This window comes from Suicoccus acidiformans (assembly GCF_003546865.1).
GTDB lineage: Bacteria > Bacillota > Bacilli > Lactobacillales > Aerococcaceae > Suicoccus > Suicoccus acidiformans.
Genome location: NZ_CP023434.1, coordinates 2264631 through 2286869, shown reverse-complemented (window position 1 = coordinate 2286869; position 22239 = coordinate 2264631). Strand labels below are relative to the sequence as shown.

The 22239-nt window shown below is 44.2% G+C and carries 19 protein-coding genes; 9 read left to right on the top strand and 10 right to left on the bottom strand.

The genetic code is table 11. The features are described 5' to 3' along the window. Window positions 1-7 precede the first annotated feature (7 nt). Both CL176_RS10735 and CL176_RS12890 read right to left on the bottom strand, forming a co-directional pair. Window positions 8-769: a sodium/glutamate symporter gene (locus CL176_RS10735; protein ID WP_276102296.1), complete on the bottom strand. Its 762-nt coding sequence runs from the start codon at window positions 767-769 to the stop codon at window positions 8-10. Next, window positions 742-1107, bottom strand: a complete 366-nt coding sequence (locus tag CL176_RS12890) for a sodium/glutamate symporter (protein ID WP_118991273.1) — start codon at window positions 1105-1107, stop codon at window positions 742-744. The genes CL176_RS10735 and CL176_RS12890 overlap by 28 nt, the downstream gene beginning before the upstream one ends. A 319-nt stretch (window positions 1108-1426) precedes the next feature. On the opposite strand from CL176_RS12890, the gene CL176_RS10725 reads away from it, so the two are divergent. Further along, the gene (locus tag CL176_RS10725) at window positions 1427-1633 is read left to right on the top strand and encodes a helix-turn-helix transcriptional regulator (RefSeq protein WP_118991272.1); all 207 of its coding nucleotides are present in this window, start codon (window positions 1427-1429) and stop codon (window positions 1631-1633) included. A 163-nt stretch (window positions 1634-1796) separates the two neighbouring features. Continuing rightward, the gene (locus CL176_RS10720; protein ID WP_118991271.1) at window positions 1797-3683 is read left to right on the top strand and encodes a fructose-1,6-bisphosphatase; all 1887 of its coding nucleotides are present in this window, start codon (window positions 1797-1799) and stop codon (window positions 3681-3683) included. A 77-nt stretch (window positions 3684-3760) separates the two neighbouring features. Here CL176_RS10720 and CL176_RS10715 read toward each other — a convergent pair whose 3' ends face one another. Beyond that, on the bottom strand, window positions 3761-4345 hold the full coding sequence (locus tag CL176_RS10715; RefSeq protein WP_118991270.1) for a class I SAM-dependent methyltransferase: 585 nt from the start codon (window positions 4343-4345) through the stop codon (window positions 3761-3763). An 88-nt stretch (window positions 4346-4433) separates the two neighbouring features. Between CL176_RS10715 and CL176_RS10710 the strand changes: the two genes are divergently transcribed. The 3 genes from CL176_RS10710 to CL176_RS10700 all read left to right on the top strand — a co-directional run bounded on the left by CL176_RS10710 (window position 4434) and on the right by CL176_RS10700 (window position 9159). Then, entirely contained in the window at window positions 4434-6551 is a 2118-nt protein-coding gene (locus CL176_RS10710) for an alpha-amylase family glycosyl hydrolase (RefSeq protein ID WP_118991269.1), read from the top strand. 198 nt (window positions 6552-6749) lie between these two features. After that, entirely contained in the window at window positions 6750-7034 is a 285-nt protein-coding gene (locus CL176_RS10705; protein WP_118991268.1) for a DUF6110 family protein, read from the top strand. Between the two features lie 4 nt (window positions 7035-7038). After that, window positions 7039-9159: a heavy metal translocating P-type ATPase gene (locus CL176_RS10700; RefSeq protein WP_118991267.1), complete on the top strand. Its 2121-nt coding sequence runs from the start codon at window positions 7039-7041 to the stop codon at window positions 9157-9159. 212 nt (window positions 9160-9371) lie between these two features. Here the strand turns inward: CL176_RS10700 and malQ are convergent, their stop codons facing one another. The 5 genes from malQ to CL176_RS10675 all read right to left on the bottom strand — a co-directional run bounded on the left by malQ (window position 9372) and on the right by CL176_RS10675 (window position 17469). Next, complete coding sequence (gene malQ / locus CL176_RS10695) at window positions 9372-11009, bottom strand: 4-alpha-glucanotransferase (protein ID WP_118991266.1); 1638 nt, start codon at window positions 11007-11009, stop codon at window positions 9372-9374. Window positions 11010-11232: 223 nt separating this feature from the next. After that, window positions 11233-12408, bottom strand: coding sequence for a phosphoglycerate dehydrogenase (locus CL176_RS10690; RefSeq protein WP_118991265.1), 1176 nt, complete (start codon window positions 12406-12408; stop codon window positions 11233-11235). A gap of 11 nt (window positions 12409-12419) precedes the next feature. Beyond that, complete coding sequence (serC, locus tag CL176_RS10685) at window positions 12420-13511, bottom strand: 3-phosphoserine/phosphohydroxythreonine transaminase (protein ID WP_118991264.1); 1092 nt, start codon at window positions 13509-13511, stop codon at window positions 12420-12422. Window positions 13512-13946: 435 nt separating this feature from the next. Continuing rightward, window positions 13947-15743 (bottom strand): ABC transporter ATP-binding protein, encoded by a 1797-nt coding sequence (locus CL176_RS10680; RefSeq protein ID WP_420824183.1) that lies wholly within the window; start codon window positions 15741-15743, stop codon window positions 13947-13949. Further along, window positions 15736-17469 carry an ABC transporter ATP-binding protein gene (locus CL176_RS10675; RefSeq protein WP_118991263.1) on the bottom strand — a complete coding sequence of 578 codons (1734 nt, stop codon included), beginning with the start codon at window positions 17467-17469 and terminating at the stop codon, window positions 15736-15738. Before CL176_RS10675 ends, CL176_RS10680 begins: the two co-directional genes overlap by 8 nt. Before the next feature lie 161 nt (window positions 17470-17630). Here CL176_RS10675 and CL176_RS10670 point away from each other — a divergent pair, with 161 nt between their 5' ends. After that, entirely contained in the window at window positions 17631-18641 is a 1011-nt protein-coding gene (locus tag CL176_RS10670; protein WP_118991262.1) for a BMP family lipoprotein, read from the top strand. Window positions 18642-18763: 122 nt separating this feature from the next. Here the strand turns inward: CL176_RS10670 and CL176_RS10665 are convergent, their stop codons facing one another. Then, window positions 18764-19177: a hypothetical protein gene (locus CL176_RS10665; protein ID WP_118991261.1), complete on the bottom strand. Its 414-nt coding sequence runs from the start codon at window positions 19175-19177 to the stop codon at window positions 18764-18766. Window positions 19178-19469: 292 nt separating this feature from the next. Then, entirely contained in the window at window positions 19470-20111 is a 642-nt protein-coding gene (locus tag CL176_RS10660; RefSeq protein ID WP_118991260.1) for a polyphosphate polymerase domain-containing protein, read from the bottom strand. Window positions 20112-20343: 232 nt separating this feature from the next. Here CL176_RS10660 and CL176_RS10655 point away from each other — a divergent pair, with 232 nt between their 5' ends. The 3 genes from CL176_RS10655 to proB all read left to right on the top strand — a co-directional run bounded on the left by CL176_RS10655 (window position 20344) and on the right by proB (window position 22233). Next, the gene (locus tag CL176_RS10655; RefSeq protein ID WP_118991259.1) at window positions 20344-20889 is read left to right on the top strand and encodes a DJ-1 family glyoxalase III; all 546 of its coding nucleotides are present in this window, start codon (window positions 20344-20346) and stop codon (window positions 20887-20889) included. Between the two features lie 12 nt (window positions 20890-20901). Continuing rightward, window positions 20902-21366, top strand: a complete 465-nt coding sequence (locus CL176_RS10650; protein ID WP_118991258.1) for a low molecular weight protein-tyrosine-phosphatase — start codon at window positions 20902-20904, stop codon at window positions 21364-21366. Between the two features lie 63 nt (window positions 21367-21429). Beyond that, a complete protein-coding gene (proB, locus tag CL176_RS10645; protein WP_118991257.1) occupies window positions 21430-22233 on the top strand; it encodes a glutamate 5-kinase in 804 nt (267 codons plus the stop codon). The last annotated feature ends 6 nt before the right edge of the window (window positions 22234-22239 follow it).

The following is a 22239-nucleotide window of genomic DNA, read 5'->3' as shown; positions in this document are numbered from 1 at the left end:
AGATGACCTAAGCTTTGTGGGAATAGCCGAATTCGTTCATGACCGACTGTTGATTGGCAATGGCGTTGGTACCTGAGCCCATGGCTGTTCCGATAAAGCCGGCTGTCATGACCGCTGCATCGTAATCCTTGCCGTATGCTGGGAAGCAGACAAAGGCTGCGAAAGCTAATGTCGCTACTAAGTCGAGAACAATCATAATGATAATCGGTCCAACTAAGTGAAGGATTGTCGCGAAATCCAAGGTCATAATGGTAATGGAGAGGAAGATTTCCAAGCTGATGCTTTCTATCATGCTGATTTCCTCTTCAAAGAAAGTCATGTTAAATGCTTCCATTACGTTGCGAACAATTGCCCCGGAGAAGGGCATGCCGATGAAGTAAGGTACTTCAATCATTGGGATCATCTTCAATAAGGCTTGGATGGGAATACCTAAAGCTCCAGTGATGATAATTAAAGCTAAAGAGCGGAAGACCCGGTCCTTATTCAGTTTAACGTGTGATGTATCATCATTGCGAAACGTTTCTTCGGTTGGATCGGCTTTAAGTTTATGGCATCGAATAATGAGCGAGGCAACGGGTCCGCCTGTCAAGGAACCTAAGGCGAGTCCAGCGGTTGCTGAAGCAATCCCCGCCTCTGAGGCACCAATGGCACCGAGGACTTCATATATTTCTCCGAATGCAGCAGAGGTGCCAGGTCCACAGACATGCGCTCCGGCTGTGGCATTAACCCCTACGAGCGGGTTTAGGTCGAATAGATTGGCGACACCAATCCCAATAAAGCCTTGGATAAAGACGATGGCAGTAATTGTGACAAAGTAGGCACAATATAAAGACGGCCTTCACGTAAATTCTTCAGGCTAAAACTGAATCCCATACAGGTAAAGAAGATATTCATTAAGAAATCTGAAAGCGTCTTATCCCATTTGAAGCTGAGCCCTACCGTGGAATTTAAAAGAAAGGCTAGGATGGCGAAAAGTAACCCACTGAAGACAGGGGCTGGAATGGCCCATTCTCTAAGGACACGTATATGACGGTTGAAATAACGACCAATCAGTGCGATAACACAACCAATCGCGGTAGTGGCTAGTAAATCAAATTCGATAGTCATGGTATCACTCTTAAATGTATGTAAATAAATCCATTATGTTCAACATGGAAAACATCTTTTTACGTTCTAACCTTTTTTTAATGATAAAGCAACATAAAAGTTAGTGGGCAATATATTTAGGATGTAATTAGGGCTTCGATGATTGGTATGAAGCTTGTTCTTATAATGTTTGATTGAAAAAGCCCAATAAAAATTAAATTTTGTGCATTCTTATGGACTGAATCACAAAGCGTTCTAATTGAAATTTTAGAGAATATGGGGTATATTACATATGAGTATCGATATATTTCAAAGAATACAGTGTGAATGGGGGGTATTAATGAACCGAGTCAAACAATATCGCAAACAGCATGAGTTGTCGCAGAAGGAGTTGGCAGATCAAGTACAAATTGCTCGGCAAACCTTAAGTTTAATCGAAACAGGCAAATATAACCCTTCGCTTGAGATTTGCTTGAAGTTGGCCTGGGAATTGGAAACGGATTTGAATACTTTATTCTGGCGCGATCCAACGATTGAAGAGGAGTAAGTAACGCAGTATATGACAAGGGCTTGAAGGGAGTCCTTGTTTTTTGTACAGGTGGGCTTGTAAGGGCAACATGTATGAAATGCGATTATTTAGGTTAGGTTAAGCTTTCGAAACCGTTTTAATTCTAGTATAATACTATAAAAAGGTGCCTGGAGGGATTATGATGCGTGATATGAGAGAATCAGAAGTACTTACTGAAATTATAAATTTGAAGTCCATTCAGCAGTTGCCTAAAGCTACTGAACATTTTATTAGTGATTTACATGGTGAGTTTGAGGCGTTTGATCATATTCTAAGGAACTGTTCAGGGATTATTCGCATTAAAGTAGCGAGTATCTTTAATGGGGAGTTGACCGAGGATGATCAACGGAAATTATGCTATACCATTTATTATCCGGAAGAAATGTTAGACGGTAAAGCAAAGAAGGCCGATGAATGGCTAATTCTACTTAATCAGCTTGTGCGCGTTACCCGGCACGTCTCCAGCAAATACACCCGGTCCAAGGTTCGTAAGGCTTTACCGAGTGAATATGCTTATGTTATGGAGGAGTTATTATACCAATATGACGAAGTGGATAATAAACAGGACTACTTCAATGCGATTTACCAGACAATTATTGATTTAAATCTCGCTTATCACTTTGCGGTAACCTTGGCGTATTTAATTCAACGCTTTGTGGTGGATCACTTACATGTGCTGGGCGATATTTATGACCGCGGACCTCAGCCTGATGCAATTATGGATAAGTTAATGGAAGTACCGTCCATCGATATTCAATTGGGCAACCATGATATTATTTGGATAGGGGCTTACAGTGGTTCCTTGGCTTGCTTGGCCGTTGTACTTCGGATTTCCCTGCGTTACGGCCATTTATCGCTCTTAGAAGATGGTTATGGGATTGAACTATCCCGTTTAGAGAAATATGCGGAGAAATATTATGAAGATAATTCAGCCTTTCGTCCACGGGGCCTCGAGAAAGGAAAGCTGTCTGAAGCCGAGCAAATAAGAATCGCCAAAATGCATCAGGCAATCTCCATTATTCAGTTCAAACTCGAAGGACAACTTATTGACCGTCAACCAGATTTCGATATGCAGAATCGTAAGTTGCTTCACTGTTTAAGCGAGGACCGACAAAGCATTGTTATTGAAGGCCAATCGTATCCGCTTCACAATGGTTGCTTCCAATTAGTCGACCCCGAAGCGCCTTATGAGTTGACCCTTGGCGAAGAGCTAGTCATTATGGATCTTCTGAATCAGTTCCAACGGTCTGAACGCTTAGGTGAGCATATGGATTTTCTCGTTCGCGAAGGCGAGTTATATTCGGTTTATAACGGGAATCTTCTCTACCATGGTTGTATTCCATGTAATGACGATGGCACGTTCAAACAGTTTACCTTTGAAGGGCAAAATTATGAAGGGCGTTCCTTGATGACTTTCTATCACACGGCCCTGTTAAATGCGTATGATTTCCGTCGGGAACATGATACGAAATGGGATGACTTGGTATGGTATTTATGGTGCGGTGAAGTGTCCACGCTTTTCGGGAAGGATAATATGCGGACGTTCGAGCGCTACTTTATTAAAGATAAGGCCTTGCATAAAGAGGTGCAGAATATTTACTACCAATTACGTAAAGATGAGGATTTCTGTCGCAGTATTCTGCAAGCTTTTGAGCTGGATGAGTCGGGCTATATTATTAATGGCCACACCCCGGTCAAAGCGATGGAAGGGGAGAATCCGATTAAGGCAAATGGCAAGATGCTGGTCATTGATGGTGGTTTATCCAAGGCTTATCAGAAAGTAACCGGTATCGCTGGTTATACCCTGGTGGATAATTCACACGAAGTGTACTTAGCTGCCCACCATCCATTTACGTCTAAGGCTGATGCTATCAAGCATATGCGTGAGATTTTGCCTGAGCAGAAGATGGTTCATATTCGTGACCACCGGGTCAAAGTTGCTGAGACAGATATTGGTCATAGTTTAGAAGAGCAAATTCAAGCGTTAGAAAATTACTTTGGTATGCGTGATGGTACAATAGATGAGTGATCTACTCATAGATGAAACTCCCCTGGTTGATATTCTAAAAGAAATCAATCAAGGGAGTTTCCAGTGTAGTATGCAACCTAAATTCGGTAAATCATAAAGCGGTCTGCTGCATCGATGGCATGCTGATAAGGAACTGAATAGACAAGTTCTAACTGCGTATGCTGGGAAAGGAAACGTTCGATTTCTGGGAGGACGTAATAGAAGATGAGGTAAGTATCCCGTGAGCTTTGGCGATAATTCGCTTGAATTGCCTGTAAGACCCGTTTCAGTATTGGTAAGCTAAAAGGATTGAAAAAATATAAATGCGTGTAGCTATCTTGCCAGCGGGTTTTCGTAGCATCAGCTTGAATGAGATGGATGGGCGGCTTGTCCGGGTGGGCTTGCTGGTATCGGTCTAAATTGTCTGTTAATTCTTGGAAGGTCACCGGGTGCAATTCAATACCGGTTGCTTCAATTTGGGCAAAGTGATTGAAGTAGAAGAGGGTCCGACCCGAACCACAACCAATGTCTACCCAATGGGACGTTTCGTCAAATTCTAGCAATTTCTCCAGCTGCTTAAGCGCTGGATAAGCAGTTGGCTCAAGGCGACTGTATTTATGGCGTATATGAATCGGCCAGTCTCGTTTCTGTGTTGTTTGAATATTTAACAACTGATCGATCATAAGGTACCCCTTTCTGTCGATAAATGAATTTAATTCGATTATACTATATTTGGATGAAAAAATGAAAGCTTAGAAAAGGACAGAGAATATGCCAAGAAAACAAACCAACAAAATGACTTGGAGAGAGAAAGATCACAACTTCGCCTATGAGGGTCCGCTAGGACCTGAGTTGTTGGAAGATGGGCGAGCTATTTTGCGTGTGTGGGCGCCGTCGGCGACACTTGTAGAAGTGCATTTATATAATAAATATGACCAATATCATGAGCTTGCGACCCTTAAGATGACTCGAGGTGAGCGGGGTGTTTGGCACATCGAGTTAAATAAACTCAATACGGGCCTTGCCTCCTTAGACGGCTATTTCTACCACTACCGTATTTATGAAGGTAAGCGCAGTCGATTGGCTTTGGATCCTTATGCGAAGTCTATGGCAGCCTGGGACGGCAAAGCATCGGATGCATACATTGGTAAAGCGGCTATTGTTGATCCGGCTAAGGTTGATGTGCCGTTGGATTATGCCGAGATTCCCGGTTATACCAAGCGAGAAGATGCTATTATTTATGAAACCCATGTCCGCGATTTCTCCAGCGATCCATCTATTGATGGGGCCTTAGAGGCGAACTTCGGGACTTTTAAGGCCTTTGCTGAGCGCTTGCCTTATTTAAAGGATTTGGGCGTGACCCATATCCAGTTACTGCCGGTGATGAATTTTTTGAACGTTAATGAGCTGCGTGCTGTGGAACGGACGTTAACTTACGACTCAAATTGCGGGAAATATAATTGGGGTTATGATCCGCATCATTATTTCGCCTTGACAGGGATGTATAATTCTAATCCATTGGATCCATATTGTCGGATTGAAGAGTTTAAAGCTTTGGTTCATGCAATTCATGGGCAGGGGATGGGGGTAATTCTCGATGTTGTCTACAATCACACAGGTGGCTTGTATGTCTTGGAGAATTTAGAACCACATTACTATCACTTCATGAATAATGACGGGACAGCTCGGACTAATTTCGGTGGGGGCCGGTTGGGGACCACCCATTTTATGACCCGACGCTTGGTTATTGATTCTTTAGTATATTTGACGCAGACGTATAAAGTAGATGGCTTTCGCTTTGATATGATGGGGGATTTGGACGCTGAAACGGTGCAACTTGCCTATGATGAGGTGAGTAAGTTAAATCCCAATACGCTTATGTTGGGTGAAGGCTGGGATACTTATGTAGGAGATGAGGCTGAACCGAATGTCCGTCCAGCCAATCAACAATGGATGAAGTTAACCAACGACGTATCTTCCTTCTCTGATGAATACCGCAACATTCTCAAAGGTGGTTTCGGGAGTGAAGGTTATCCTTACTTCTTGACCAAAGGGCCGACCGATGTCCAAAAACTCTTCCAGAACATTAAAGCCCAACCGTCGAATTTTATTGCAGATGATCCTGGTGATGTTGTTCAATACATCGAAGCGCATGACAATATGACCTTGCACGATGTCATCGCCTACTCTATCCAGAAAGATCCTGACAAAGCGAAGGAAGAAATACACCAAAGGATTCGTCTGGGGAATTTATTGCTTATGACGTCCCAAGGGATTGCCTTTATGCACTCAGGTCAAGAATACGGCCGGACCAAGCAATTTAAACATCCTGCTTATAAAACAGAGGTAGCCAACGAATGCAAGCCACATCGTTCAATTCTGGTGCGAGATTCTCAGGGTAAGCCTTTCGACTATCCGTATTTTATTGACGATTCCTATGTTTCTTCTGATGCAATAAATATGTTTGAATGGCAGAAAGTGCTAGATTCTGAGGCTTATCCTATCGAGTATCAGACCTACCAGTATACCCGTGGTTTGATTCATTTGAGGCGGGCAACACCAGCCTTTCATTTAGGGACTTTACTAGAAGTGGACCAGGCTGTTCAAGCTTTGTATTTGCCTGAAATTGCCCTGGCTGATTTAGCAATTGCCTACGAAATTAAAGATGCTCAAGCGACTTACATCATTGTAGTTAATGCAGATGAACGGCGTCGCCAATTTACCTTTAAGCAAGACTTGACTGGTTCACGTATTCTTGCCGATCAAAGGCAAGTTAAAGCTTCAGGTATTAGCGCCCCTCAAGGTGTGAAAATTTCCCAAAGTCAGCTTAGTCTAGAGCCACTGACGGGTGTCATCTTGCAGAAAGTTCAACCGGGTGGCTATAAGTAAGCGTTATTTGCAGCAACGAGCTGTCTTAGGGTAGCTCGTTGAGTGTTCTTTAAGGAAGCTTATTAAGAAATATGGTATAATTTAGCTGAGGCTAATAAAGGCGTAAGAAAGGGGGCATTGCAGGCTTGACGATGAATGAACGCCTTGCTATAATACAAGGTCGAAAGTTAAAAATATTATTAGAAAGAGTGAATCAGTATGGATAAATTTGAAAAAGTCGTTAAAGTAGCGAGAAAATCTAAGCCTTTTCTAGGCGGTGTATTGTTTGGTACCCTTGGCTTAAAAGTCTTAACAGGTAAAGACGCTAAGCGTTTATACGCAAACGTTATTGCTAAAGGCTATGAAGCACGGGATGAAATCGAAGCTTCAATTGACCATGTTAAGCAGCAAGGTGAAGATGTACTAGCGGATGCTCAGGCTATTTATGAAGCCAAGAAAGAAGCAGAAGCCTTGGAACTCTTAGGCGAAGCTGAAGAAGTTTAAGCTTATGCAGAGAGGTCAAGCCCTTAATTCTATGGTCAATATTCTGCACCGTACCCCGGGGCGTCTGCGCTTGCGTTTAGATATTCCCTTAACAGCATCGGTGCGGGCACATATTGAAAGAGAATTACGAGAACAATTACATATAAATCGCCTCCAGTGGTATTCTACTACCCGCACCCTTGTGGTTTATTTCAAGCCGCATCAGACCGAGGCCCTCCTGCTTTATTTTAAGCAGTTGGATAAGGACGCGATTCGCGAGGCTTACCAAACAGAAGTTGAAGAGCCCCCTCAAACGGCTTATGAAACTATTCGCCGAGCGGTCGTCAATCGCCTCTTCTACAAGACACTTGTGCCCCAGCCCTTGCGTTATCTGAATATGTTATATGCAGGAGCTAAGTATTTAACGAAAGCATACCAAGACTTGCGTCAAGGAGCCTTAACGGTTGAAGTGCTTGATGCAACCGCCATTACGGTATCCCTGCTTCGCGGAGAGTTTGAAACCGCCAGCTCGATCCACTTTCTCTTAACCTTGAGTGATCAATTGGAAGCAAATACCTTACGTGCGTCTTACCATCATTTGAAAGACAGCTTAGCTTTATCCATTGACCGGGTTTGGAAGCAAGAGGCTGATGAATTTGTTGAAGTGGCCGCCGATACGGTGAAAGCAGGCGACATTATTCAAGTGTATAAAGGCCATTTACTACCATTTGATGGCCTCATTCAAAAGGGGAATGGAGCTATTAATGAAGCGAGTTTAACCGGTGAAGCCTTCCCGGTGCACAAGCATGTGGGGGATGAAGTTTACGCTAATACTGTTCTGGAAGAAGGGGAGTTACATATTCAAGTGACCCGGGTGCAAAGTGAGACAGCTATTGCGAAATTGGTGGACTTAATTACCCAATCTGAAAGCTTAAAATCTTCAGACGAGAAGCTGTTAGAAGTTACAGCCAATCGCCTTGTGAAGTTCAACTTCCTGGGACTGGGTTTAACTTACGCATTGACGCGCAATATTGAGAAAGCCTTGAGCTTCCTCTTAGTGGACTTCTCTTGTGCTTTAAGACTTATTGGCCCCTTGAATTACCTTACGGCGATGAAGGACGCCGCTGATGAAGGCGTCGTCATTAAAGGGAGCAAATTTATCGAGAATTTCGATGCTATCGATACCTTTGTCTTCGACAAGACCGGTACATTGACGACCTCGCTACCTGAGGTCGCCAAGGTTGTACCTTTGAATGGCTATGAACAAGATGAAGTCATTCGGATTGGGGCATGTTTAGAAGAGCATTTCTATCACCCAATTGCTGATGCCATGGTAAGACTGGCAGAGGAACGCAATATTGAACATGAAGAAATGCACAACGATATAAATTATATTGTAGCTCATGGGATTGAATCGAGTATTGATGGCAAGCGCGTGGTCATTGGCAGCAAGCACTTCATTGTAGATGACGAGCAAGTAGCCCTAAGCCCAGCTGCCCAAAAGGTGATTGACGCCTATGAGACGGACTATAACTTGCTCTACTTAGCTTACGACAACCAGCTAATCGGCATCTTCTGCATTGATGCCCTAGTTCGCCCGGATGCTCAAGAAACCTTGGCAGGACTCCAAGCCTTAGGCAAACGCATCATTCTCCTAACCGGAGATCAAGCTAATCGAGCTGAAGCTTTCGCCAAGCAAATTGGTATTCAATTCGATGAAGTGTACGCAGAAGTCTTACCGGAAGAAAAGTATGCGGTCATCCAACAAGAGCAAGAAGCAGGACACCGGGTAGCAATGATTGGCGATGGCATTAATGATTCCGCCGCCTTGTCATTAGCAGATATCGGCCTTGTCTTGAAAGAGACTTCTGATTTAGCGCGCCAAGTGAGTGATATTATTATCTATTCGGACCGCTTAACCGATATGTTTACGCTGATTGCCCTAAGCCGGCAATTAACCGAGCGATTACGTAAATCACAAGCCTTTATTCTAGGCTTTAATGGGGGCCTCATTGGAGCAGGGCTTGTCAATTTACTTTCAAGCAATACCATTGCCTTCTTGCATAATTTCTCTACTTTTGCGATGGCTTTTATTTCTTTAAGGCCTTTTGGCTCAAAAGAGGAGCGGGCGCTAGTTTTAACGTAAAGTAACACCAATCTAAACTCGCCCAAAATTATAGGCCTCAATTAATGTAAGTATTACAGTACGATGATATGACCGTATTTCAGGGGAGATTCTTTTCAGCATAGATTGTATACAATAGGGTGTACCTAAGCTTAGCTTAAGTACACCCTATTTGTAATGGGAGCCTTCTTCTTGAGGCTATTGGGACACATTCCTTGGCGAGCTATATCCTCCTAATCCGGCATATATTCCTCGGCCACTTCTGCTTCATCAAAGATTTCAGCTTCTGTGCGTTGGCGGAAGAAGGTCTCAGTCATGTCTTTGAGTCGTTCTGTCAGCTCATCATCGATGGCATCTGCCGTCATGCGCCATTGCCAGTTATGGCCAAGGGTTGACGGTTCGTTCATCCGGGCACGATTATCCAAGCCTAGCAAATCTTGCATGGTATATATGGCTAAACGACTGACCGAGGCGGCAATCGCCCGGTTCATGGCTGCAGGGATATTATCGGTTAAACTCAAATTCAAATACTTACGCAATTGTTTGCGCTGTTCTGGTGAGGCGGAGTCCTTATACCAGCCGAGGGCTGTTTCATTATCATGTGTTCCAACATAGGCAACGGTATTTTCCTTATAGTGATGTGGTAAATCTAAGCTGTCGCCTTTGCCGGTGAAGCCAAATTGTAGAATCTTCATACCTGGATAACCGGTTGCTTCACGCATTTCAATGACGGCATCGGTCATAAAGCCTAAATCTTCTGCAATAATCGATAGTTCACCGAGACTCGCTTCGATATTCTGGAAGAAACTTAGCCCTGGACCTTTAGTCCAATCTCCTTCAGCGGCCGTTTCAGCGCCATAAGGGACATCCCAGTATGATTCAAAGCCACGGAAATGATCGAAACGCAAGACATCATAGAGCTTGAAGCTTTCTACAATTCTGTGCTTCCACCAAGCATACTCCTGCTCGGCCATATAGTTCCAATCGTAAATTGGGTTACCCCAGAATTGGCCATCTTCCGTAAAGTTATCTGGCGGTGTGCCAGCAATATTGGTCGGCGTTTTCGTCTCGTCAACTTTGAATAATTCGGGCTGGGTCCACATCTCGACACTATCACGAGCGACATAAATCGGCAAGTCGCCAATAATTTGGATTTTCTTGCGATTGGCATAGTTCTTCAATGCTTGCCACTGTTTGGCGAAGAAATATTGGGTTACCCGGTGGTAATTTAATTGTGGTTGATAGTCCCGGTGATATACTTCAAGGGCATCATGATGACGGTAGCGTAAAGCTTCAGGCCACTCATACCAGGGTTTTAATTCATGGTCCTCTTTAACGGTCATATATTCAACGAAAGGCTCCAACCAGTCGTGGTTCTCCTGATGGAAGGTTTCATAGTCACTGAAGTCCCCTCGCTCAATAAAGCGCTGTACCGCTTTCTCCAAGACTGGACGCCTTAAATTGAAAATTCGGGCATAGTCAACGGATTCAGGATTCTGGCTAAAGGGGATATTCTCATAATCCGCCTTTTCGAGTAAGCCCGCTTCGGCCAATAATTCAAAGTCGATAAAATGTGTATTTCCTGCAAAAGCTGAGAAAGATTGGTAAGGGGAGTCGCCGTAACTCGTAGTGGTCAAAGGAAGAATTTGCCAGTAACTTTGTTCGCTTTCTACAAGGAAGTCGACAAAGTCATAAGCTGATTGGCCAAAGCTCCCGATTCCGAAATCATTTGGCAAAGAAGAGATATGTAATAATACGCCACTTGAACGCTTCATTGTATGCCTCCATCTATTTGCTGTACCGCAAAATGTTCTTTTCCTTATTATAACCCAATTGATAAATATTGCGATAGTAAAATAATTTTTGGGCAGAACTTCTTGAGTGAACGTACATCATTGGTTCGGTGCCCACCCTTCGTGCTTTAAATATGCCGAAAGAGTTGCGAGCGTGAGTCCTTAACCTTTCAGGAAGGTCGAGGGGAATATAATGCCTTGTTGACATTGGGGAGGTCCGAAGATGGACAACTTGTCGGCGCATAAAAAAACTGCCTCATCCTATATTGTGTATAGGATAAGGCAGTCTCAAACGAATATTCTAGTTGGGGCGGATAATGCGCGCGCGAACAACGCCGTCGATATTAATCATCTTCTCAAGGGTTTCTTCAGTAATATCGGATTCGATATCAATGAGGGTGTAGGCCCATTCGCCGCGGTGGTCATTGGCTAAGGTGGCAATATTAATATTCTTCTCGCGCAGGAAGTCAATTATTTGCGCTAACATGTTTGGAATATTACGGTGGTTTAGTGCGATACGAGCGGTTGAGCGGCAGACACCAAGATTTACGTCAGGATAGTTGACAGAGTTGGTAATGTTGCCGTTTTCAAGGTAGTCAGTCATTTGATTAATAACCATGCGCGCAGCATTCTCTTGACTTTCTGGGGTAGAAGCACCTAGGTGAGGAATGTTGATCGTATTCCTCATATTAAGTGTCTTCTCTTCAGGGAAGTCAACTACGTAAGTACCAACGCGGCCACTTTCAATCGCTGCCTCCAGTGCATCCAAGTCTACTAAGCCATCGCGGGCTAGATTGATGAGGATCAGTCCGTCTTTGGCATAAGCGAGAATGTCGCTATTAATCATGTGATGGTTCTCTTCGGTATAGGGAACGTGTAAGCTAACTAAATCACACTCACTGAAGATAGTTTGCAAGTCTTCTGTATATTTAACGCGGCTGTCAACCCCCCAAGCGCTTCGTAAGGTTACATAAGGGTCATAACCATAAACAGTCATTCCGAAATCGATACACATATTGGCTACACGCCCACCAATTGAACCTAGGCCAATGACACCCATCTTCTTATGGCGTAATTCCCGGCCGACGAAGTTCTTCTTCCCGGCTTCGATTTTAGCGGCAATATCATCTTGCCCTTTAAGTGAGTCGGTCCATTTCAAGGCATCTAACACGTTGCGTGATGCCATCACTAAGGACATGGCAGCCAATTCCTTCACGCCATTCGCATTTGCTCCAGGGGCGTTACAGACAACGATTCCTGCTTCAGTGGCACGTTCAACGGGGATGTTATTGGTTCCAGCTCCCGCCCGGCCAATGTACTTCGTCTCAGGCGCAAAGGTCATGTCATGAAGCTTTGCGCTGCGCAGAATAATTGCATCGGGATTATCAATGGGTTCGTTGGATAAGAAATAATCGTCCTCAATATCTTCGAATGCTTTCGGGGCGATATTATTAAATAATTGAATTTGTTTTGTCATTGTGTACTCCTTTAACGGTGGTTCTTCTCAAAAGTATCCATAAAGTTGACTAAGGCTTGAACGCCTTCAATTGGCATTGCATTGTAAATACTTGCCCGTAAACCGCCCACATTGCGGTGGCCTTTCAAAGTATGTAAGCCATTTATGGCAGCTTCTTTAACAAATTGAGCATCTAAGTCAGCATTCGGTGTGAGGAATGGGATGTTCATTAGGGAACGATCATCTTTTGCGGTCACAGCTGAGCGGTAGAAGTCACTTTGGTCGATAAAGTCATATAATAAATCAGCTTTTTCTTGGTTGATTTTAGCCATAGCTTCGACGCCGCCTAAATCTTTCAGCCACTCCAGCACCAGTTTCGTCATGTAAATCGTATAAGTTGGTGGGGTATTGTAGAGTGAATTCTTGTCGGCATGGGTTTTATAAGTTAACATAGTCGGAGTTGATGGCTGGGGCTCTTGAATCAGTGCCTTGTCAATAATGACGACGGTTAAGCCGGCCGGTCCCATATTCTTCTGCGCACCTGCGTAAATTAAACCGAAATCGTTCACGTCATAGACTTCTGAGAGAATATTTGATGACATATCCGCAACCAGAGGTACATCGCCTGTTTGCGGTAAATTATCCGGGCGGAAGCGCGTCCCATAGATGGTATTGTTGCTGCAAATATGTACATAGTCAATCTCGTCGCGGAAAGTCACTTCAGCCATATTAGGGATATAGGTGAAGTTGGCGTCTTTTGAACTGGCAGCGATGGCTACGTCTCCGTAGCGAACAGCTTCGTCATAAGCTTTCTTAGCCCAATTGCCAGTCAGTATGTAATCAGCCTTACCGTGTTGGGTCATTAAATTTAAAGGCACCATGGCAAATTGCGTTGAGGCACCACCTTGTAGGAATAATATTTCATAATGATCCGGGATATTCATAAGCTCCCGTAATAAGTCTTGTGTATCTTGATGAATTTGATCATAGGACGATGAACGGTGACTCATCTCCATCACGGACATGCCTGTCCCCTTGTAATTAACTAGTTCACGAGCAGCTTCTTCAAGCACAGCTTCAGGCAACATAGCTGGCCCAGCTGAAAAATTATACACACGTTCCATAATAATCCCTCCTATAATTCAATGTTAAAAGTACGAAAAAACGCCCAACTACTGCTAATACAGTAATTGGGCGCTTAAGCGCGGTTCCACCAATTCTTGTCGGTAAACGACCTCAATACCTTAACGCGGTAGACGGAATAGCATTGCCTCTATTCAGCATCGAAAAGTAGAACAGCTCGAATTCCTTTACGCCTTCTCACCAAACGGCGCTCTCTTTGAAAGTTCCATCAATTTGCATGTCTTTTCACTTACTCTTAACTTGACCCTATTAAAACACATCGCTAAAGAAAATGCAAGGGCAAAATTAAAAAGAAATGATAAATGCTAAACTTATCTGATAGAAATCGGCAGCTACTTCAGCGTTTGGACTGCTTCGTGGTAAGCATTACAGGGGCTAATTATTGGGCTGCATTGAATGCTTATATTAAGTGAATCTTAGTAGCTCATATGAATATCTGCCGGCTTATCTTCGTTAAACTGACTTTGATATAAATCAGCATAGAAGCCACCGTGCTTGAGCAATTCGTCATGATTACCGTGTTCGATAATGGTTCCGTTCTGCATGACGAGGATTAAATCGGCATTGCGAATGGTACTTAGGCGGTGAGCAATGACGAAGCTCGTGCGTCCTTGCATGACTTTATCCATGGCTCCTTGGATGAGTTGCTCCAGGCGGGTATCCACAGAAGATGTTGCCTCATCTGGGATGAGAATATCAGGGTTGGACAGGACGGCTCGAGCAATGGTCATCAATTGCTTTTGACCTAGGGATACATTATTGCCTTCCTCGTTGATTTCCATATCATACCCACCTGGTAAGGTTCGGATGAAATGGTCCACATTAGCAACTTCGGCTGCTTCTTGGACTTCGTAGTCCGTTGCTTCCAAGTCTCCTAGGCGAATGTTCTCCTGAACGGTGTCGGTATATAGCCAAGCATCTTGAAGTACCATGCCGAAATGCTTGCGTAAATCGTGGCGACTGACCCGTTGAATATCCACATCATCGATTAAGATTTTTCCTTGGTCAATGTCATAAAAGCGCATGAGCAAGTTGATTAAAGTCGTCTTACCAGCCCCCGTTGGTCCAACCACAGCAACCATCTCACCGGGTTGGACGGTAAAGGAGATATTCTCCATCAGTGGTTGCTCTTTAGAATAACCAAATCTCACGTTCTGGAATTCTACGCGACCTTGTACCTTCTTAGGCATGTGTTCGGTAACAGGGAGTTGGAATTCTTCCGCTTCGTCGAGGAGGATAAAGACCCGGTGGCTGGCTGCCAGGGCACTTTGCATGACTCCGCTTAGCTGGGTAATCATCTGAATAGGCTGATTGATTTGCCAGACGTATTGAATAAAGGCTTGCAGATTACCTACAGTTAGCGTTCCAGCAAGGACCGAGAAGCCCCCAGCAGTTGCAACAACAATGTAATCTAGATGGGTGATAAAGCCTAAGACGGGTGTCAGTAAAGAAGATAAGAAGCTAGCGCGGAAGCCGTATTCTCTTAGGGCTAAATTGCGCTCTTTAAACTGCTCAATCGAGTCATTCTCCTTACCATACACCTTAATTTCGGTAAAGCCACTGAGTTGTTCTTGGGTAAAGCCGAATAAATTCCCTAGAGCGTTGGCTTGCTTCTCAAAGGTTGGCTGCGATTTCCGTAAGAGCCAACGGGCAGTGAAATAAGTAATCGGGATAAAAATTACTACAATCAGGGCCAAACGTGCATTCAGCACCAACATACTAATCACAGCAAAGGTTATACTTAACACCGCAATCACGACTTGCAAGAAGCTCTGTTGTAAGGCGTTGGACATGGCGTCAACGTCATTGGTCATCCGAGCTAAGATATCCCCCGTTTGTTGCTGGTCGAAATATGACACGGGGAGGCGGTTAATCTTCTGCGAAATATCATTACGCAAGTCATAAATAGCGCTCTGAACGACATTGGTCAGCCAATACTGGCCCAGAAATTCTCCGCCATGATAGAAGAGCCCACGGACGAAATAAAGCATACAGACATAGCGAATATAGGCAAAGTTTATCCCCGCTCCCGGGACACCATTGATCATATCTAGGACATTCTGGCTAAGTTCAGTAATGGCTAGACCAATGACAATCGGTTCAAATACACTTGAAATACACATTAAGATGGTCGCAATCATAGCAGCAATGAATTGGCCTTTATAAGGCTTCATATAATGCCAAAAGCGACGCAGAATTGCTAAATTACTCAAGGGCCAACTCCTCCTTACTTAGTTGAGATGAGGCGATTTCGTAGTAGATATCGGAAGTTCTAAGCAGCTCCTGGTGAGTACCTTGGGCTGCAATCTCTCCTTTATCCAAGACGATAATTTGATCGGCATGCATAATCGTTCCTACCCGTTGGGCGACAATGATGGTTGAAGCATCTTTCGTCTCCTCGCGTAAAGATTGACGTACGGCCGCATCGGTTTTGTAATCCAGTGCTGAGAAACTATCGTCAAAAATATAAATCTCGCGACCTTTAATAATCGAGCGGGCAATGGATAAGCGTTGCCTTTGCCCACCTGATAAATTCGTACCACCTTCAGCAATTTCAGTGCGATATTTCGTATCCAGACGTTCGATAAATTCCCGTGCTTGGGAAATATCTGTCGCTCGGTCCATATCCGCTTCAGTGGCATCAAATTTCCCGTAGCGTAAGTTTTCACTAATATCTCCTGTGAAAAGTAAAGCCTTCTGCGGTGTGAAACCAATTTTGGAACGCAGGGTCTTTAAGTCATAGTCACGTACATCTACTCCGTCTACGAGGATTTGCCCCTTGGTCACATCATAAAAGCGGGGAATTAATTTAACAATAGTTGATTTGCCTGAGCCGGTGGAGCCAATAAAGGCAGTTGTTTCGCCGGGACGGGTCTTGAAGCTAATATTGCGCAAGACCGGTTCACTAGCGTCCGGATAAGCAAAGTCGACATCGCGAAACTCGAGGCTACCAATTTCCTGCGTTTCGGTCACCGGTTGGTCGGGATTTTGTACAGAAATCGGCACATCTAAGACTTCCTGTAGGCGCTTTGCACTGACGGTAGCCCGGGGGTACATCATAAAGATATTGGCGAAAAGCGTCAGGGAATACAAGGCGTGGAAGACATATTCAATAAAGGCCACTAAAGTTCCGACTTGCAAGTTGCCTTGTTGAATATAGCCGGCACCAAACCAAAGAATAACGATAATGACGATGTTCAATAAGAGTGAGAAGACTGCCGGGGTAATAGCCATCAACTTAAAGAGTTGGCTCGTTGTCTTCCGATAAGCGGCATTGACTTCTTGGAAGCGGCCATGTTGGAAAGGTTCCCGATTAAAGGCACGCAGGACACGTAAACCGGTAATCGATTCACGCAGAATCCGGTTAATCTTATCTAAATTTCTTTGCTGGCGTTCTGAAATCGGCAAAGTAATCCGAGCAATCAGCATGACAAATAAGAAGATAATCGGTGCTACCGGCAGAACAAATAGTCCTAAGGACGGCGAAGTCTTCCAAATCATAAAGATACTAATCAGAATCATCAGTGGGGCAGCGGTCCCTTGGCGGAGCATCATCTCCGTAAACTGCAGAATCATAAAAGCATCCGTCGTAATTCGCGTGGTTAAAGACGGTACACCAAACTCCTGAAATTCATGATGCGAGAGTTGTTGCATCTTGGTATAGGTGTCGTTACGAATTTGCATGGTCATATCGTTGACTGTACGACTGGCCATATAAGTTGTAAGTGTCCGGCCTAATAAACCAAGAATACTCAAAGCGAGCATCCAAGCAGCATAACGCCAAAGCAGACTCGTATTCTGCGGCAAGATGGCCTTATCAATCATCTCCGCGAGTAAGGTAGGTAAGCCCAGGGTTACTGCGACAAAACCTAAGGTTCCTAGAATAATGAGGGCAATTTCCTTCTTGTAATGGCGTAAGTATTGCCATATAAAACGCATGCTATCATCCTTTCTACTATCAAGTCACTACCTTCATTATAACGGAAGGCGTGCGTAAGGCAATTAAGAATCTGATGATTATTGTCTGAAGGGATTATATTTAAGTGGAAATTATCAGTAGAATTGGGTAGACTATTAGGCAGAATTAAGGAGGGGTTAACATGAAGCAACAAATATTACTCGCATCTATGGTAGCGCTTTTGACGCCTGCGCCGGTGTTGGCGCAAGAGGACTTTCGAGTTGGTATGGTAACTGACGTCGGAGGAATTGATGACAAGTCCTTTAACCAAGGCGCTTGGGAAGGCATCCAAGCGTGGGGCGAAGAACACGGCAAGACGGAAGGGCAAGACTTTACGTATTTAGAATCTCATAGTGATTCCGATTTCGTAACGAACTTGAATAATGCAGTGCAGGCCAATTTCGATATTATTTATGCGATTGGCTATAAATTACAGCCGTCCTTAGAACAAGTAGCCGAGCAAAATCCGGAGCAATACTTCGGGATTGTCGATGGGGTTGTCGATATGCCTAACGTTGTATCCTTGAACTTTAAAGACCATGAGGCAGCTTTCCTGGCAGGGGTTGCTGCAGCCAATTCAACCGAAAAGGACAAAATAGGCTTTATCAGTGGGGTGGAAGGTGTCGTTATCGACCGCTTTGAGGCAGGCTTTGTCGCCGGGGTCAAAGCCGTGGCACCGGACAAAGAAGTCGTCGTAGAATACGCCGGAGCCTTTAATGACCCAACCAAAGGCAAGCAAATCGCATCGGCCATGTACTCCCAAGATATCGACTTAATTTACCACGCATCGGGTCCAACTGGGAATGGGGTCTTCTCAGAAGCCAAAGACTTAATCACAGCCGATCCAGAACGGCAATTGTGGGTAATTGGCGTTGACCGTGATCAAACAGATGAAGGAGCGTTTGAAGTGAATGGCGAAGCACGTAATGTTACGTTAACGTCCTCCTTGAAGAATACGGGTAATGTCGTGCGCAACTTCTCCAATCAAATGATGGAGACAGGTTTTGAAGCGGGGAATATTGTCTCTGACTTAGCTAACGAAGGTGTCGGCCTGGCGGAAGGGCAATTAAGTGAAGAGACTTTAGCGCTTGTAGAGGAATATAAGGAGAAGATTATCTCTGGGGAGATTGTTGTTCCTGAAAAGCCAGAATAGTGTATTGTATGTAGATAGCTGAGGGAATCCTCGTTTCAATTGTATCACTTAAAAGCCAGCTACTTGTTCCTATGGGCAAATGGCTGGCTTTTTTTGAGTCGTAAATATTAAGTTATTATTTACTAGACTAATTCTGCGCTCGGTGCGAGTAGGTTCACAGTATCCACGCCAGGAAATTGCATAATTGCTTTAGCAACCCGCTGTTCTTCGGCGGTTGGGACCTTGATTTCATAGACTAGTTCAAAGGAATCGGCCAGGAGACTCTGTGCCTTTAGGCGTGTTTTGCCTTCTAAGTTCTCAATGATTTGGGTGATAAGGTCGGTATCTGCTTGGCTACCGCGGATGACGAGTAATTTCGCGTCATCGGCTTTCATATGGCGCTCGCCCGTAAAGATTAAGAGGACCGCAAGGATAAGGGATCCCAATACAGCAATTATCCACCCGTCATAGGTAATGGAAGATAGGCCTATTCCCATGGCCCAGAAGACAAAGCCGAGGTCGCAAGGGTCTTTGATATTGGTCTGGAAGCATACCATACTAGGGAAAGGGAACCTAGAATACCGACGGATAGGGCTATATTCGATTGAACAACTTGCATAAGGAGGGTCGTGACAACGACTAGCATGACTAGCATAATGCTATAATTACAATCATGGCTCATATCCGAATGGGTCCGCCAATATGTAAAGGAAATTAGGGCAGCCATGAGGCAAGAGAAGAGTAGGCTACCAATTAAGCTTGAGTTACCGAGAGTATGAATGGCTGAAGATGCGGAGGAAATTTCTGTCATAAGTTCCCAAGGTTATTCCAACTTTCTGTAATGTTTTTTTAGTAATAGAATGCTTCTAATAAAGCTCTTGAAGAGCCGAATTTACTGATAGGGCAAGGTTTCAAATGACAAGCTTTTGGAACAGCTTGAATTTGCGGAAGGAGATAGGTTTCGTATTTCGCTTCGAGAATCGAATAGTTCAAAGGGAGGACTTGCCTTTGGGTAGCATGTTCATTGAATATGTCGTAGGCGAAATTACTATAAGATAATTCGCTGTCCAAGGTAATGCGCGTATTGAATTGTGGATGGGTATAGGCCCGGCGGCTATAATCTACCAATGAAATGGGACGGTAGCCCATGCTTACATAAACTTCGTAGCCTAGTTCTGCGGTGGGGCCTTCATAGCTCTTGAGTACTGCAAAATTTCCTTGTAGCATTTCTTTGGCATCTGCTCGGGTGACAATGACCGCCTTTTTAATTTGATTTTGTTGGGTCTTCCGTTTGATTTCGAATTTAGCAACGGGGTCATCGCGGTGGTAGATGCGCAGGCAGATTCTCTTGACGAAATTGAATTTACTGCGTTTCTCAATATAGTCTTGATTATCTGCGCCATCGCAATAGACACTTCTCACCTTGTAGCCGTTGTAGTCCTCGTAGGCATCGGGAATGAGAAGTTTGTCTAAGTTACTAATCAAACGCATGCGATCTTAGTAATTGACTAAATATTTACGTTCACTGCGAAATACGCTTAAAGTTTTCGCTGGTTGAATGCTTGCTTGCATACTTCTAGTTTCTTTCTTCTTGGCAGTAATAGATAATATGTAGGGCATGTCGTTTTTGGGGGTCTTTTCGGAGAAAAATTGAGGGGAGGTATTTGAGAAGCCAGGCGAAAGCACGTATAATAGGACAAAACACGATAAGGGTGATTGAAAAATGAAACGGATTGCAGTCTTTCTGGCGGATGGCTTTGAAGAAATTGAAGCCATTGCCCCGATAGATATTCTTAGACGAGCTGAATTTGATGTGGATGTGGTTGGTTTAAGCAAGCAGGTAGTAGGTTCACATCAAATCAAAGTAGAAGTGGACCGGGTGCTGGATGCGAATTTCGATGGAGCAGCCTATGATTTAATTGTGCTACCAGGTGGTCTGCCAGGTTCACACCATTTGCGTGACAGTGAAGAAGTGATTGAAGCTATCCAGCAAGCTAATGCTAGCGGGAAAGGGGTGGCAGCCATTTGTGCGGCGCCACTGGTCTTGGACCGGGCCGGTCTCTTAGAAGAGCGCCAGTATATTAGTTTCCCAGGGACAGAGGATGAGATTCATTCAGGAGAACGTTTGGCAGATGAATTTGTCGTTGTAGATGGCAATATCGTCACAGCCCGTGGTGCAGGGGTAGCGCTTGACTTTGGCTATGCCTTGGTGGATTACTTAGGTGGGGACGCTGATAAATTGAAAGCGTCGATGCAATTTAAGCAATAAGGAGTTTGAGGAATGATTAAAGTTTTATTTGTGTGTTTAGGTAATATTTGTCGCTCACCTATGGCCGAAGCTGTCTTCCGTGAGAAGGTGCAAGAAGCAGGCCTAAGTGAACGTATTTCGATTGATTCAGCAGCTACCAGTACATGGGAACACGGTAATCCGGTCCATCACGGGACCGTCAAGCGTCTGGCCCAGGAAGGAATTTCTACCGAAGGCATGTACTCCCGGACCTTAGATGAGACTGATTTGGATGCAGATTATATTATCGGCATGGATGAGAGTAATATGGCCAATATTGAACGCTTTCTAGCAGGCAGTGGGACAGAAGCTGTAGTCAAGCCTTTCCTAGCTTTTGCTGGTGAAGAACGGGATATTCTTGACCCTTACTATACAGGGGATTTTGAGACGACCTATCAAGACGTTCTTGCGGCAAGCACTGCCTTACTTGAACATATTCAAAGCGAACACTTTGCCTGAGCCATAGGCAAAATCTGATAATTGTGATATATTAAAGAAAAGTTTAAAATCGAGGGATAGCGCATGAAACGACAAGCAATAAAAGAAATGCAAAGAATAGTAATAAAAGTAGGCACCAATACGATTATGAAGACGGTTAGCGATGTTGATTTCCGCAAAATTGATCGCCTAGCCTTCGTCTTATCTGCCATTCGCCAAGAAGGTCGGGAAGTTATTCTTGTCAGTTCTGGCGCTGTAGGCGTTGGGGCGAGTACCTTAGGGATTGATGAATATCCCAAAGCAATTGAAGATCAACAAGCTTTAGCTGCCGTCGGGCAAAGTGTTCTCATGGGACATTATGGGAGATTCTTTAATCACTATAACCAGCAAGTTGCTCAAATTCTTCTAACGCGAGATGTCGTGGATTTCCCCACATCTAAGCATAATGTGCAGCGTTCGTTAGAGTCGCTGTTAGCCCGAGGCATTATCCCGATTATTAATGAGAATGACGTGGTGGCTGTGGATGAGTTGAACCACCAGACCAAATTTGGCGATAATGATACCCTTTCTTCGATTGTGGCAGGCTTATGTGAGGCAGATTTACTTGTTTTGATGAGTGATGTTGAAGGTCTATATACAGAAAACCCGCAGGACAATCCAGAAGCTGAACTAATTAGTGAAGTCAAAGCAATTGATGAGTCGATTCATGAGATGGCTTCTGGTAAGGGTTCAGAATTCTCAACAGGTGGCATGGCAACGAAAATTAAAGCCGCTGAGCGGATGCTGAACAATGATAGCGCAATGCTGATTACTAGCGGCGACGATCCCACGTGTCTATTCCAAATTCTCGAAGGCGATCAAATAGGCACTCTCTTTATGAAAGGATGAACACTG